The following is a 15,349-nucleotide window of genomic DNA, read 5'->3' as shown; positions in this document are numbered from 1 at the left end:
TAAATGAAAAAAATAATTTTACTTTTATGTGTCTTTTTAGGCACACTATATGCCAATAATTATAAGTTCGCAAACTTTTATTATAAAATTGCAAACTATGAGAAGGCTATAGAGTACATCAAAAAAGATACACTAAACTATGAAAATGCAAAACTACATCTGCTCTGGGGAAAGTGTGAACTTGGATTGGGAAATACAAATGAAGCGATGGCTGCGTTTGAGAGAGCACTGATATTTGATGAGCATAATGTTGAAGCTGAGTTGGCATTACTGAAACTTTATGATGAGAGTGGAAGAGTTGAGCTGAGTGAGAGTATGCTACAAACTTTAGAACAAGAAGATATAAGTGAAGTGCAAAAAGAGTATATTTCTAAGATACAAGGCAGACAGCTTGAAACTTACTCCCTAAGAGCTTTAGCTGGAGTAGGATATGACTCAAACATAAATGTTTCCGCAGATGTTGATGAGTTAAATAAGTACTACGGAGTAGGCGGAAACATAGGAGCAGAGTCAACACTCTTTGGAACAGTAAATGGAGCGATAGAGTATAAAAATGAGCTCCAAAGTAAGGATGAGTGGTATGTAAAAGCAAAGGGAAATCTCTTCTATCAAAACAATCTAGATGCACACTACTATGATATGTTTTTTGGAGGAGTAGAAGCTGGAGTAGGATATGCAAGAGCTAACTATAACCTTTATATTCCTTTGGCATATAATAGACTGCACTATCTAGAGACAGATCTGTTTTCTCAGTATAGTCTAAACCCACAGCTCACTTATGCATTAGATCAAAACTTCATTTTGTTATCTAATATAAGTTATTTGAATCGTTCATATTTAAAAGCAGAGTATGAGTCTCGAGGATATAGTGCCATAGGCGGCTCTTTAGGAGTTTACTATCTTTTAGAAAACAACTTTGTTTATCTAAACGCAAAAGTAAATAACCACTCTTCAAAAACTTCAAACAGTGGTGCTTATGTGAGTAAGTTACTCTATTCACTCTCTTTGGGAATGAGTTACAGAGTTAATGAATGGCTTGGTAGTAGAGTAGATTATCTTTATCGAGGTTCGAGGTATGAGGATAGTTTATTAGCTAGTGATACAAAAAGAAGTGACAATTACAACCAAGTGAAAGTGAAGCTTTTTCATGATTTTGATGAAAATTTTCAACTCTTTACATCTCTTGAGTATGCCCAAAATAGTTCCAACTATGTTCCCGCAGAGTATAGGAAATATGTTGGTATGCTTGGTTTAGAAATAAAATATTAAGGATTAACTATGATTAAAATATTATTGGCGCTTTTGTTAGCTGTCTCACTCTGGGCACAAATAGGTCAAGTTATGGCTATGAAAGGTAAAGCATATATAGATAGGGCAGGTGCTGAAATTCCGGTAAAAAACCTAATGGAAGTCTATAAAGATGATAAGCTTATAACTAAAGATAAAACAAGAGTTCAGATAAAACTCAATGATGACACGATCTTAACTATAGGTCAAAATGCAATATTTACTTTTGAGAAGTTTTATTTTGATGGAACTGATAAATCAGAAGTTACAATGAATGCAAGTCGTGGTTTTTTTAGATCTGTTACAGGAAAGATAGGTAAGCTCTCTCCGGAGAGGTTTAAGGTGAAAACCGCATCTGCAACTATTGGTATACGTGGAACTGACTTCTCTGGAGATATACGACCCGACAAAGAGATTATTAAGTGCTATAGTGGTGCGATTACCATAGACTATCTTGATGCTATTAGCACTATAGATGCTGGGATGAGTGTTGAACTATCAAAAAATGACCTGGGAACTAAAGAGTTGAAGGTTCTTAAAAATAGTCTATTTAGAGAAAAAAAAATAGAAAAAAAAATAGATAAAAAACGATATAAAGAGATCAAAGAGATTGAAGAAGATGATCAGATAGTAGTTATAGAAAATGTTGAAGATACCGTCATTCAAAATAGAGTAGATGAGATAATTAAAGAGGATATAGTAGAGGAGACTCCTGAAGTTCCTCAAACACCAGAAACTCCTGATATTCCAGTTACAACAGAGACTTTAGATACACCAAATGTAAGCTCACAAACAAGAGAAGTTATATATCCTTAATATTAATAGGCAATTAATTCAATGAAAATATTAATAACAGGAGCAAGTTCTGGCTTAGGTGCAGAGCTTGCTCGTCAATATGCAACAAAAGAGAATGAGTTGATACTTTTAGCTCGTAGAGAAGATAAGCTTTTTCAACTTAGAAGCGAGCTTTTTGAGAGTGCAAAATCTGTTGATATAATCATTGCAGACGTTACTCAGTTTGAAATGCTCCAAGAGAAGATAAGAGAGATAGGTAGCGTTGATATGGTTATATTAAATGCTGGCATATCTTTAGGCCACTCTGATGAGATTCCAACAATAGCTGAGTTTAAAAATCTTTATGATGTAAATGTGCTCTCAAACCATGCTATCCTTGAGGTTCTTTTGCCCCACTTTAAAGCTCAAGAGAGTGGCAAGATAGTTTTTATCTCCTCTCTCGCTTCTCTATTTTCTATGCCAAGTTCTAAAGTATATTCATCCTCAAAACGTGCTCTTAATGCATATGCAGAGGGAGTGCGCTACAAATATAGTAAGTATGGAGTGAAGGTTATAAACATACTTCCAGGCTTTATCAAAAGTGAACTTACAGACAAAAATGACTTTAATATGCCATTTCTCCTTGAAACTGATGAGGGAGTAAGACGAATAAAAAATGCAATAGAGAGAGAAAAAAAGTTTTATGCTTTTCCATTTAGGTTTTACTTAATTATTAGATTTTTAAATATTCTTCCAAGCTTTTTAAGAGAGAAAATTGTAGAATTCCTCAACTAAAAGTCTGAGGGTTTGGGATGGAAAATATTGTAACTATAGATAGTGTATGTGCATACTGTGGAGTTGGTTGCGATATCGCTGCTCATGTTGATATAAAAGAGAATAAGATCAAAAAAATCTTTGCACATCCCGATGGAGCTACATCTGAAGGAAAGCTTTGTGTTAAGGGTACTTATGGATACGATTTTGTTGATGCTAAAGAGAGAATCAATGCACCTAGAATCCGTAAAAGTTTTTTAGAGAAAAACCCTCACATAAAAGAAGTGATAGCTACTTCACTTACAGAGTTAGATAATACATGGTATGAGTCTGATTTAGACTCTGCTACAACTGCTGGAGCGATGAAGCTTAAAGACATTCAAGCAAAATATGGAGAGAAGTCTGTATGCTCTCTTGGTGGTGCTAGAAGCTCTTGTGAATCTGCATACTATTTCCAAAAATTTACTCGTTTTACACTAAACTCTCCACATGTTGATAACTGTGCTCGCGTTTGTCACTCTCCATCATTAAAGGGCATGCGTTTAACTATCGGTGAAGGTGCTGCTTCAAATCCATTTGACGATATCTATAAAACAGAGTTCATGATAGTTATGGGTTCAAATACGACTGAAGCGCATCCTATTGTTGGTAATCGCATGATAAAAGCTGCACAAAATGGTACGCCGATAGCTTGTTTTGACGTGCGTGAAATAAAGCTTCACAAATTTTCAAAGTACAAAGCCATAACACCGCATGAGTCAAACCTACTCGTTTTAAATATGATAGCTTACACGATTATCACAGAAGAGTTGTATCACAAGGACTTTATAAAAAATAGAACGAAAAACTTTGAGCATTTTAAAGAGAATATCTTAGCTGACCCATATGCAAATCCAGAGTTTTTCAGAGATGTTGCAGGCTATGAGTACTTAGCTGATATGCTTCCAGAGATAGCTCGTGAGTATGCTACTAAAAAATCTCTAATACTTTGGGGACTTGGAATTACTGAACACGTTGATGGCTCGTACGCTGTTATGGCGATAGTTCACCTTGCTCTTATGACTGGTAACATTGGTAAAGATGGTGCCGGCGTTATGCCTTTAAGAGGTCAGACAAACGTTCAAGGCGTATGTGATATGGGTATGCTTCCTTATTACGCGCCAGATTATCAAGCACCAAAAGAGGTCGGTCTTATGACTCCTCAACTAGTAGATGGAATGCTTGATGGTACAATCAGGGGCGTGCTTAACATAGGAGAGGATTTAACGCATATTCATCCAAATCTTAACAAGCTTATCAAAGCTTTTGAAAACTTAGAACTTATCTTCGTGCAAGAGCTATTTATGACAGATATAGCAGAGCGCGCTGACATCGTTGTAGGTGTAAAGTCTGCTTATGAAAAGACTGGTATTTACATAAACGCTATGAGAAAAGTACACCTTTCAACACCACTAGTAAAATCAGACCTACCTGATGATTGGGAAGTTATTAAGCTTCTTGATGAGAAGATGGGTGGTGGTTATGACTTCAACTCATCTGAAGATATCTGGGAAGACGTGAGAAAAACTGCTACAAACAGATTTAGCGGAGCTTCATATAAAGTCCTTCGTGATAATGAAAAAGCGGGAATATCATGGCCAATTAAAGATGATGGAACAGGTACTCCAGTTCTTCATCGTGAAGACTTTAGAACGCAAGATGGCATAGGCGCGTTTAGATACCATGGTTATACTCTCTCGGGCATGGTAGAGGAGATCATAAACAAAAAGCTTAAAGGGTATCACCTTACAACTGGTAGAATTATGGCTCACTACAACAACTCCGCTCAGACTAAGTACACTGAGAAGTTGATGAAACGCCACACTGAAGACTTACTACTTGTGCATGAGGATGATGCAGCTGACTTTACAAGTGAGAAGGTTATATTAAAAACTGAGTATGGAGAGACAAATCCACTTACGGTGAAGTTTACAGACAAAGTCCGTCCAAAAACACTCTATACAACGTTTCACCATGCAAACTCAAAACTAAACCATATCTTTGGCGATAAGAGTGATGAGCTTATTATGACGGCTGCATTTAAGTCTATACAAGTTGAAATTGTTAGCGCATAAGTGCGTATAAATATACTCTCAAATATATAGTAAAATAATCACTAGGAATTAAAAATGGAAATATCAGAAGAAGCAAAACTAGACATGAAAAATGCTCTTAACGGTAAGTTAAGTGATAATTATGATGAGTTAAAAATAGTACAAGAGAACCTTGCAATTAAAAAAGCGGAAGCTACAAGTCATGGAACTTACAAACAGATAGACAAAGCCATGGATAAAATCACTCATAAAATGAATAAGCTTAAAGCATAACGACTATAATCAATATATTTAATTAGATTGAGTAGAAATAAATATGAGTAGAGCTAAAGGGAATATTGCTGAAGATAAGGCATCTGATTTTCTTAGCTCTAAAGATTTTTTTATACTTGAGAGAAACTTCTACTCTCGTTTTGGCGAGATAGACATCATCGCTTCAAAAGATAAAGTCCTTCACTTCATAGAAGTTAAAAGTGCTCTTGATTATGAGCTCGCCATTCAAAATATCACTCCAACTAAACTCTCGCGTTTGATTAAGACTGCAAATGTTTACATGAAAAAAAACAGCTTGGATGTTGATTTTATGTTAGATGCCGTAGTTGTAACACCAAAGAGTATAGAGCTAGTAGAAAACATTACTTTATAAATGTTATAATTTTATCATTATAAACTTGGAGATTTTATGCAAGCAAAAATATTTTTTGGCTCGACAGAAGCCGTTACGGATACCTTTAGTGAAAGAGTAAGCCCATACTCTGGGGAAGTTGTCTCAACTGCACCGATATGCAGTGCGGAAGATGCAAGAAAAGCTCTTAAGATTGCTCAAGAAGCAAAAGTGGCAACAAAAGCTTCAACGCTTTCACAAAGATGTAGCTGGTTAATAGACGTTGCGCAAAAGCTTCGTCTTAACAAAGAAGATATCGCAAAAACGCTTACTGATGAAGTAGGTAAACCTATCACTTTCGCTCGTGTAGAAGTTGAACGCTGTATAGAGACTCTTAAGCTTTCCGCTGAGACTATGCGAACTATGCATGGCGAAACTATTAACACGGACGCTATGCCAAGTGGCAAAAAAACTACGGCATTTTTTACTCGTGAACCAGTAGGCGTTGTAGTAGCCATCACTCCTTTTAACTTTCCTCTTAATCTAGTCGCACATAAACTAGCACCTGCACTTGTAGCTGGAAATACAGTAGTACTCAAGCCAACGCCAGAAGCGCCACTTACTGCTTACAAGTTTGCAAAACTTTTCATAGAGAGTGAATACGCTATCAAAGATGCATTGAGCGTTGTTTATGGAGACGCTGAAGTTGGAAGCGCGCTTATCACTTCAGACATTCCTCGCGTTATATCTTTTACTGGTTCCGTTCCAGTGGGTGAGATTATCACTAAAAACGCAGGGATAAAAAAGGTAGGACTAGAGCTTGGTGGAAACGCAGCTACATACGTAGAGAAGTCGGCAGACTTAGCTCTTGCGGCAAACAGGTGCGCTCTTGGCGCGTTTGTAAACTCTGGTCAAGTATGTATCTCACTACAGCGTATTTATGTAGAAGCGGATATATACGATGAGTTTGCTTCACTGATGGCAGAGGAGACAAAAAAACTAGTAGTTGGTTCCCCTTATGATGACGATACTTTTATGGGACCACTTATAGATGATGAGGCTGCAAGTCGTGCTATGGGTTGGGTAGAGTCAGCTATAGAAGAGGGCGCCGTACCACTTCTACCGCCTCATAGAGAAGGGCGAATGTTTCATCCTTGCGTTATGGCAAACGTAACTGACGACATGGCCATAGTCTGTGAAGAGGTGTTTGCGCCTATAGTAAGTCTTGTAAAAGTAGACTCTTTTGATGACGCTCTTCCTCGTATGAACAATTCTCCTTATGGTTTGCAGTTTTCAGTCTTTACAAATGACTTAAAACTAACGCAAAGAGCTATATCAGAACTTGACGCTGGTGGAATCGTTATAAACGACATGCCAACTCTGCGTTTTGACATACAGCCCTATGGTGGTGTTAAACTTAGTGGAGTTGGGCGTGAAGGTCCTCGTTTTGCAATTGAAGAGATGACAGAGATAAAAAGCGTTGTCATCTGCTAGAAAAAGAGTCATTATCTCTGCTTGCCTTTTAGGCGAGCAGTGTCGTTATGATGGAAAAACAAAAGAAGTAAACGCAGTCATAGATGCTTTTAAAGATTATGAGATAGTTCCTTTTTGCCCCGAAGCACCTCTTTTTGGAACTCCTAGAGAGAGGATAAGTGTAGTTGAGGTAGATGGACAAAATAGAATCGTTACAGACTCTACTCAAAAAGACGTAACTTCACTTTTAGAAGATGAGATAAACTCCTTTATGCAACTACATAAAAATATAGATAGAATTATTCTCAAGTCAAAAAGTCCAAGCTGTGGATATGAAACTACACCTATTTTAAATGATAAAAATGAGACTCTTAAATTAGGTAGTGGAATAGCTGCTAGTATGTTTGAAAAACATTACAAGGATGTGAAAATAGAGAGTGAGTTAGATTTTTAAACTTCTACTATAAAAAGTAGAAGTTTTAGTTGTGCTTAAAATGTGTAACTGTAAGTAATCATACCTTGCATCGGAGCTGCTGCTTTGTATGTCTCATTGCCGTTTGCGTCTTTTGAAGCGGACATTGCATAGTACTCATTTGTAATGTTTCTTACGTTTAACTGAATGTTATGTGCTTTATACTCATAACCTAACATCAGGTCAGTTACAAACTGATATCCATCATACTTTTGCGTGTTTGCGTTATCCATGTAGTACTCACCCCATGTTTTTGTCGTAACTCTCGCTTTAAAGCCATTTTCCATATTAAACGCCGCAAACATAGAGTATTGTTGCTGTGGAATGTATGGAAGATAGTTTCCATCTCTAGATTCCCAAGTTGCTCTGCTTCCATATCCAACCTGTTCTTCAAATTTAGAAAATTTAAAATCACTATATGCATATGAAGCACCAAGTTGCAGCGAGTCGATTAGTTGATAAACTCCATTAAGCTCTAAACCTCTTTTTTGTGTTTCACCAGCATTGTCGTATATAACATTACCACCTGCGTCTTGAATCTGCACTATCTCATTTGTTACGTCGTTTTGATAAATTGCTACATCATAAGAAAAGGTTTGAGTTCTTGTTTTTAGACCAATCTCATAGTTAGTGCTAGTCGTTTTATCAAGCGAGATGCCCTCATCTTGAGCGGCAGCAATTTCACTACCAGTTGGAGCTTGATTAGAACTTGCTATTGAGGCGTATATATTAGTCGTTTTAGTTAGTTTATATAAAAGGCCAAGTTTTGAAGATAGAAGTTGATAATCTTTGTTGATTGAGAACTCTCCTTGTCCAGTTTTATAGCTTCTTGTGCCATAGTCGTATCTAGTTATTTCATTGGTGTCTATGTTGAAGCTCAGCTTATCAGCTCTTACGCTTAGATCTACTATAAAATTCTCTGTAGGTGAGAGTGTTTCCATAAAGTAAGCACCGATAAGCGTTGTTGCACTATCTTCCGTTTCAGCTAACACCCCTTTTCTATTTGATGTTGTAAAGTTAATTACGTCATATGGAATTGGTGCACCAAACGCTGGTAAAGTAGACGTTGTGTTTACGTCTGCATATTGGTATTTCTCAGCATTATTAGTAATATCAGTTTTAGCAGTCACGCCCGCTACCAGCGTTGCTTTGTTTCCAAATAGTTTATGCGAGTAGTTAAGCTCTAAATCAGTACCATAAACGCTGTTGTCACTACTATCATTTATCATACCCGTAACTGGGTGAAAGTGCTCCCAAGTATTAAAATAAACGCGTGGCTTTAAAAGTACGTCGCCTATCTCTTTTTCATACTTCGCGTTTAAAGAAAATATTTTAGAATCTCTTGCACTATGTTGCCACTGGTAAGAAGTATTTTTTTGCTCACCAGTTTTTTCAAACTCTGCAAATTCAGCAGCCGTCATACTTGTTGGCAAGTTTGAGTTTGACTCAGTATAAGAGAGTTCAGTCTCTATAGTTGAGTCATCTGAGAAGATATGCCCATATCTAAGCGTCGCTTGCGTTGAGTCAAACTCATTGTTATCTCTCCAAGCATTGTCTATCGCGCGGTGAGATATTGTCGCAGCTATAAAATCATTCTCACTAAGTTGATCACTTACTTTTAAGTTGATATTTCTTTGACCATCATTTCCAAGACCTACTTTTATTCTGTTTGATTGGTCTTGAAATACTGACTTAGTTACAAGCTGGATAACGCCACCCGTTGCATTTGCCGCATTGATAGAACCTGGTCCTTTTTGCACTTCTATGCTTGATACATCTTGCATATCTATAAAGTCAAATCTTGTAAATGAATCAGGGTCAGTCATAGGAACACCATCTTTCATAATCATGATTTCACGAACGCCATATCTAGCCTTAAGTCCAGCTCCACGAATGATAAGTCTTGGACTTGCAGTGTTTGATGATGATTCTGCGTTTACACCAGGAATATTCTCTATAGCTTCTTGAATATTTAATATGTTTTTATCGTTAATAGTTTTTTCATCTACAACTGCAATAGATTGTGATACGTCTTTAGTTGAAGTAGCTATCTTAGTTGCTGTGATACTCATAGAGTCTAAAGAGTACTCCTGAGCATTAAGTGATGAGATGGCAAGAAGTGCCATTAATGAGTGTTTTATTTTCATTTTGTTTCCTGATTGGTTTAAATTATTGATGGAACTTTAACGAAAGAGTGTTACATAAGTGTTAAGTCATAATTTTTATATTCATTTAATATTTACTCAAAACTTAACACTTATGTAACACTCTTTTACTATTATTTCAGACTAAATAAATCTAGATGGAAAATGATTATGAATAAATTAATACTTTTAGTTATCTGTTCACTCGTTTTTATGGTGAGTGAGAGTAGCGCGATGCATATTCTCCCCTATCATGAAAAGAGCGCTAAAAAAGAAGATGGCACACACTCTGGGCATATGCGAAAAGCGCCTCTGTATCAGTTAATGGACGTGGATGAAAACTCTAAGGTAGAACTTTCATACTACCTCTCAAACTTAGAAAAAATAGATCTAGAGTATAGTGGAAAGCCTGTGAAGATGCCAAGAGGAAAGAATGATAACTACCATGCCATCATCGCAAAGTCAGATACTAATGAGAAGTTTGTTGGAGCCTCGTACTATATATACAAATATGGAAAACCATCAAATGTTTCACCGACAAAAATAACTCTTTTAGATAAATTGGCTTTTGAAATAAAACCAAATCCCCTGCCAAAAGAGCATGATGAGTATAAAACTTCAAAGAAGTATGGCTTTATAGTTACTCTAAACGCTAAACCCATATCTACAAAGATAAACCTTCAAACGCTAAATGGAACTACAGTAGAGTACACAAGCGATGAAGATGGAAGATTTTCAGTAATCCTGCCAAATGACTTTAAGGATGTGAAGAACTCAAAACGAGCTAACAGACCATCGCATTTTATTTTAAGTTCAAAGATAAAAGAGAATACTAAAGAGTATGAAACTAGCTTTACTATGCCATATCATGTAAACCCAAATGACTACTGGCAAAACAGCAAGTATGGTGGATTAGTGGCACTACTAGGTTTAGTGTTTGGAATATTAATATATAGGAAGTCAAAAAATGGATAAACTACTTACTCTAACAGTTCTGAGACGTATCTCACAACTCTTTTTCTTTGTTATTTTGGTTTATGGAAGTCTTTTTATGACTACTTTTTACTCAGAAGATAAACTCACCGGAGCACTCCCATCTCTCTCATGTGCTTATGATCAAGATGGTGGGGACTATTGTGTTTTAATTCCCTTGCAACATCAGATGGACCACCGCGTAGCTGGTGTTATAGATGGAACAAGTTCGGCAATGGCTGGGCTTATGGGAACGGCTATTACATTAGCGACTTTTTTTATTCTTATAGTTGTTCTTAACAAAGCGTTTTGTGGATGGACTTGTCCACTTGGTTTTTTTCAAGAAGTAATAAGCATGATAGGGACAAAACTAAAAATAAAACAGGTAAATTCTCTCTCATTTGAAGTGGTTAAAAAAACAAGAGTTATTAAGTGGTTTATATTTATCTTTTTTATATTTATCTTTCCTGTTTTAACAGGTTTAGGTTTTTTAGGACATGAGTTTGGCGATGCTTTTTGTAGAATATGCCCTAGTAGAATTTTAACTACCCTAGCGGTAGGAGACGCTTCTCAAATAGTTGTCGATAACGCGTCCGCCGGTTATATGACTTTCTCGATTTTTGCAGACCTACTTTTTGGTTTGATGATAGCGTTAGCACTATTTATAAAACAGCCATTTTGTAGAATATGCCCAATGTTGCCTATGCAAGCGGTATTTAAAAAGTTTGGTCTTTTAAGACTTGTTAAAAATGGATCAAGTAAATGTGATACATGTTCAAGCTGCGTGAGCGCTTGTCCGATGGATATCTATGAGATACAAGCACCCGTAGTAAATCAAAACATAACATTTACTGATTGTACTCTTTGTGGAAAGTGCGTTGAGTTTTGTCCTCATGACGATATTATGGCATTTAAATTTGCTCCAATGCCAGTTTTTAGTTCTTCAAAGCCATACTTTAAAAAACGCGTGAAAATAGATAAATGGTGGAAAAAATAGTTTGGAGTTTGCTACGTTTACCTCTCTGTTTTTACTAGGTCTTAGTTATGGCTCAACCGCATGCATGTTTACGTGTATGCCGTTTTTGAGCCCACTTATGCTTACGAACTCCTCGAGTATCCGTTCTAGTTTTGCAGTTTTAACGCCATTTTCCATTGGTAGGATAGTAAGTTATACCTTTATAGCGACAGCAGCTTTTTATAGTGCCATTTGGATAAAAGGGATTATAAATAACGAAACAATTTCACAAACAATTTTAGGTTCCACTACCATCATCATAGCTTCGATAATACTCTTTAATGCTTTTAAGGGAACCTCGGCATGTTGTTCAACGACATCCAAAAACGCTTCTTCAAAAATAGGCTATTTCATGTTAGGTTTTGGAATCTCTTTAAATCCTTGCATACCAGTAATGAGTTTGGTCTCTGTGAGCATAAACGCGAGTAGCCTCTACCAATCGATGGCGTTTGGAATAGTTTTTGGAATCGGCGCGGTTAGCGCGTCGTTTTTAATCTTTGGAATCATACTCTCCAAGATGGCTAAAGGCGTAGTGGAAGAGTTTTCAAGATATAAAAACATTATAGAAAAAACGGCAGGTTTGCTACTGCTTATAGTAGGTATCTCCACGCTTAATGGATGGCTGCAGCTTTAAGGGCTAAAAACTCTATATTTTTAGCCCATTTTAGATATAATCGCGCAACTTTATAAGAGAGATGTATAGATTATGGATATTAGAGAAGAGTATTTAAAATTTTTTGAATCAAAACAACACGATAGAATTGCCTCAGGACCTTTAGTTCCAGATGATGCAACTCTCCTTTTTAACAATGCGGGAATGGTCCCTTTCAAGTCTATATTTACAGGTGAAATCCCACGACCTGCCAACCCTAGAGCAACTTCATGTCAAACTTGTATCCGCGCAGGTGGAAAACACAACGACTTAGAAAACGTAGGGCACACTGCTCGTCATCATACTTTTTTTGAGATGATGGGTAACTTCTCTTTTGGAGATTACTTCAAAGAAGAAGCAATCGCTCACGCTTGGGAATTTATAACTGAAGTGCTTGAACTACCAGTAGATAAGCTTTGGGTAACAGTGCATGACTCAGATGACGAAGCAGAAGAACTTTGGATGAAGCATATCTCAAAAGATAGAATCATGCGTTTAGGCGACGCAGACAACTTCTGGTCGATGGGCGATACTGGACCATGTGGGCCATGTTCTGAAATCTTTTACGATCAAGGCGCAGAGAATTTTAATGGCCCTGAAGATAAGATGGGTGGAGAGGGTGATAGATTTTTAGAGATCTGGAACCTTGTTTTCATGCAGTACGAAGTAAAAGAAAAAGGTGGAGAGAGAATTCCACTCGCAAAACCTTCTATCGATACTGGTATGGGACTTGAACGCGTTGTAGCTATAAAAGAGGGACAAACTTCAAACTATGGCTCTTCACTTTTCATGCCTATGATAAATCAAGTAGAGGAGATGATAGGTAAAAAGTATGAGTATACGACTGGCGCTTCTTACCGCGTTATAGCCGACCACATCAGAACGGCTGTTTTTCTTCTCTCTCAGGGCGTAAACTTCTCAAATGAAGGTCGTGGATACGTACTTCGTCGTATTCTTCGTCGCGCGGTTCGTCATGGTTACCTCTTAGGTTTTCGCTCTCCTTTTATGTATAAACTCGTAGATACACTTATCACTATTATGGGTGGCGAGTATGATTACTTAGCGCCAAAAGCAGATGCGGTTAAAGAGCAGATAGAACTTGAAGAGGCTAGATTTTTTAAGACTATTGCAAATGGCATAGAGCTTTTTAATGAAGAGCTTAAAAATACAAAAGACGTATTTTCAGGTGAAGTGGCGTTTAAACTTTATGATACTTGTGGTTTCCCTCTTGACCTTACAGAAGATATGTTAAAGGAGAAAAACTTAGCACTAGACACTGCTAAGTTTGAAGAGTTGATGCTTGAGCAACGCACTCGCGCAAAAGCTGCTTGGAAAGGTAGTGGAGATGCTGCAACTCAAGGTGACTTTAAAGAGCTTTTAGAGAAGTTTGGCGAGAACGCTTTTGTTGGCTATGATTTTACTGAGCACTCCGGAGAAGTTTTAGCACTTCTTGATGAGAACTTTAAGCATGCAGAAGTTTTAGCCGCTGGCGAGAAAGGTTGGGTTCTTTTAGACGTCACTCCTTTTTACGCAGAGTCTGGTGGTCAAACTGGTGATAGTGGAGAGTTAGAGGGTTTTGCAAAAGTAGTTGACACTAAAAAATTCTTTGGTCTCTCTCTTGCACAAATAGAAGTTGCTAAAGAGTTAAAAGTTGGAACTATTGTTGACTCTCATGTTGACACTTCTCGTGGAGAGATTATTAAACATCACTCAGCTACACACCTATTACATGCCATTCTTTTTGACGTTTTAGGAGATCACATATCTCAAGCGGGCTCACTAAATGAAGCTACTCGTCTGCGTTTTGACTTCTCTCATCCAAAGGCTGTAAGTGAAGCGGAACTCTCAGAAATAGAAAACAGAGTAAACAATGAAATTATGAGAGCAATACCAACTAAGACGGAAGTTTTAGGCATCGAAGACGCTAAAAAGAGCGGCGCAAAATCTCAGTTTGGCGAGAAGTATGGTGATGAAGTTCGCGTAGTAAGCTTTGCTGATGCTTCTATAGAGTTTTGTGGTGGCGTTCATGTAAGCAACACTGCAAACATTGGCTCGTTTATCATTACAAAAGAGTCTGGCGTTTCAGCTGGGGTTAGACGTATTGAAGCAGTTTGTGGAAACGCGGCTTATAAATACTTTAGCGAGCAGAGAGCTCTTTTAAAAGAGGCTCAGTCTGAGGTGAAAAATTTAGACCTTATCGCTGGAATTTCAAGACTTAAATCAAGCATAGTTGAACTCAAGTCAGAACTTAAAGAGGCTCAAGAGTCTTCTAAAGTTGAAGTATTAGCACAGGAGATAAATGGCGTTAGCGTTGTAGTTGAAGAGTATCCAGCTGGAGATATTAAAGATAAAATTGATGAGCTTAAAAACCAAAACGAGAAACTCTGTGCAATGCTGTTTCAAGTAAAAGGCGATAAAGTTTTAATAGCTGCCGGCGTTAAAGACGCAAACGCTAAAGCGGGTGATTGGATTAAAAAAATCGCTCCTATCTTAGGTGGCGGTGGCGGTGGTCGTCCTGACTTCGCTCAAGCTGGTGGAAAAGACGCTTCAAAATTGCCTGAGGCAAAAGAAGAAGCGCTTAAATTTATTACGGAGGCACTTTCATAATGTCTGAGTTTTTTGCTGAATATAAAACGATTATAGTATTTTTACATGTTATCTCCGCTGTTGTATGGGTTGGTGGAATGATAGCTCTGCGTTTTGCGGCACACCCATCGTTTATGCAGATAGAATCACCTGCTCATCGCTTAGAGAGAGTATCTCACGCGCTTAAAAATCTTTTTATGATAGTAGCTCCTTTCATACTTACGCTTTTTATTACGGCGATCATTATGATCAAAGGTTACTCTATCTCTGCGAGTGATTATAAAGTTCTTGGGTATGCTAAAGAGGGTATCTGGAGTGTAATGCTTGTCGCATATATCGTTATGGTTATGCGAAGAAACAGAGCACAAAAAGCCATAGCTGAGGGTGACTTTGTCTTGGCTAAAAATCAACTTGGACTTATTGGAGCGGTGATGGTTCCCATCAATATCACTCTTGGAGTAATAGCTATTTTCATAGGTTCATACTTCTCTTCAGTTTTATAA

At 37.4% G+C, this 15,349-nt stretch carries 14 protein-coding genes; 13 read left to right on the top strand and 1 reads right to left on the bottom strand.

Annotated features, from left to right (window positions below; genetic code table 11):
- Window positions 1–3: 3 nt before the first annotated feature.
- From GJV85_RS11720 to GJV85_RS11685, 8 genes are read left to right on the top strand one after another with little or no spacing between them, the layout of a single operon-like run.
- Window positions 4–1,269 carry a tetratricopeptide repeat protein gene (locus GJV85_RS11720; RefSeq protein WP_207561565.1) on the top strand — a complete coding sequence of 422 codons (1,266 nt, stop codon included), beginning with the start codon at window positions 4–6 and terminating at the stop codon, window positions 1,267–1,269.
- A 9-nt stretch (window positions 1,270–1,278) separates the two neighbouring features.
- Complete coding sequence (locus GJV85_RS11715; RefSeq protein WP_207561564.1) at window positions 1,279–2,103, top strand: FecR family protein; 825 nt, start codon at window positions 1,279–1,281, stop codon at window positions 2,101–2,103.
- Between the two features lie 21 nt (window positions 2,104–2,124).
- A complete protein-coding gene (locus tag GJV85_RS11710) occupies window positions 2,125–2,856 on the top strand; it encodes an SDR family NAD(P)-dependent oxidoreductase (protein ID WP_207561563.1) in 732 nt (243 codons plus the stop codon).
- Between the two features lie 17 nt (window positions 2,857–2,873).
- Window positions 2,874–4,949 carry a molybdopterin oxidoreductase family protein gene (locus tag GJV85_RS11705; RefSeq protein ID WP_207561562.1) on the top strand — a complete coding sequence of 692 codons (2,076 nt, stop codon included), beginning with the start codon at window positions 2,874–2,876 and terminating at the stop codon, window positions 4,947–4,949.
- A gap of 54 nt (window positions 4,950–5,003) precedes the next feature.
- A complete protein-coding gene (locus tag GJV85_RS11700; protein WP_207561561.1) occupies window positions 5,004–5,201 on the top strand; it encodes a hypothetical protein in 198 nt (65 codons plus the stop codon).
- 43 nt (window positions 5,202–5,244) lie between these two features.
- On the top strand, window positions 5,245–5,574 hold the full coding sequence (locus tag GJV85_RS11695) for a YraN family protein (RefSeq protein ID WP_207561560.1): 330 nt from the start codon (window positions 5,245–5,247) through the stop codon (window positions 5,572–5,574).
- A 36-nt stretch (window positions 5,575–5,610) separates the two neighbouring features.
- Window positions 5,611–7,026, top strand: a complete 1,416-nt coding sequence (locus GJV85_RS11690) for an aldehyde dehydrogenase family protein (protein ID WP_207561559.1) — start codon at window positions 5,611–5,613, stop codon at window positions 7,024–7,026.
- Entirely contained in the window at window positions 7,013–7,459 is a 447-nt protein-coding gene (locus GJV85_RS11685) for a 2-thiouracil desulfurase family protein (protein ID WP_207561558.1), read from the top strand. The genes GJV85_RS11690 and GJV85_RS11685 overlap by 14 nt, the downstream gene beginning before the upstream one ends.
- 35 nt (window positions 7,460–7,494) lie before the next feature.
- On the opposite strand, the gene GJV85_RS11680 is transcribed toward GJV85_RS11685, so the two are convergent.
- Window positions 7,495–9,624, bottom strand: coding sequence for a TonB-dependent receptor (locus GJV85_RS11680; protein ID WP_207561557.1), 2,130 nt, complete (start codon window positions 9,622–9,624; stop codon window positions 7,495–7,497).
- 168 nt (window positions 9,625–9,792) lie between these two features.
- On the opposite strand from GJV85_RS11680, the gene GJV85_RS11675 reads away from it, so the two are divergent.
- The 5 genes from GJV85_RS11675 to GJV85_RS11655 all read left to right on the top strand — a co-directional run bounded on the left by GJV85_RS11675 (window position 9,793) and on the right by GJV85_RS11655 (window position 15,349).
- Window positions 9,793–10,596, top strand: coding sequence for a hypothetical protein (locus tag GJV85_RS11675; RefSeq protein WP_207561556.1), 804 nt, complete (start codon window positions 9,793–9,795; stop codon window positions 10,594–10,596).
- A complete protein-coding gene (locus GJV85_RS11670; protein WP_207561555.1) occupies window positions 10,589–11,590 on the top strand; it encodes a 4Fe-4S binding protein in 1,002 nt (333 codons plus the stop codon). The genes GJV85_RS11675 and GJV85_RS11670 overlap by 8 nt, the downstream gene beginning before the upstream one ends.
- Before the next feature lies 1 nt (window position 11,591).
- Window positions 11,592–12,242, top strand: a complete 651-nt coding sequence (locus GJV85_RS11665; protein WP_207561554.1) for a sulfite exporter TauE/SafE family protein — start codon at window positions 11,592–11,594, stop codon at window positions 12,240–12,242.
- Between the two features lie 72 nt (window positions 12,243–12,314).
- The gene (gene alaS / locus GJV85_RS11660; protein WP_207561553.1) at window positions 12,315–14,867 is read left to right on the top strand and encodes an alanine--tRNA ligase; all 2,553 of its coding nucleotides are present in this window, start codon (window positions 12,315–12,317) and stop codon (window positions 14,865–14,867) included.
- Complete coding sequence (locus tag GJV85_RS11655; protein WP_207561552.1) at window positions 14,867–15,349, top strand: hypothetical protein; 483 nt, start codon at window positions 14,867–14,869, stop codon at window positions 15,347–15,349. The genes alaS and GJV85_RS11655 overlap by 1 nt, the downstream gene beginning before the upstream one ends.

It is taken from the genome of Sulfurimonas aquatica (assembly GCF_017357825.1).
Classification (GTDB): Bacteria; Campylobacterota; Campylobacteria; order Campylobacterales; family Sulfurimonadaceae; genus Sulfurimonas; species Sulfurimonas aquatica.
Note: the sequence above shows the minus strand (reverse complement) of the source record. Positions and strands in the feature narration are given on the sequence as shown.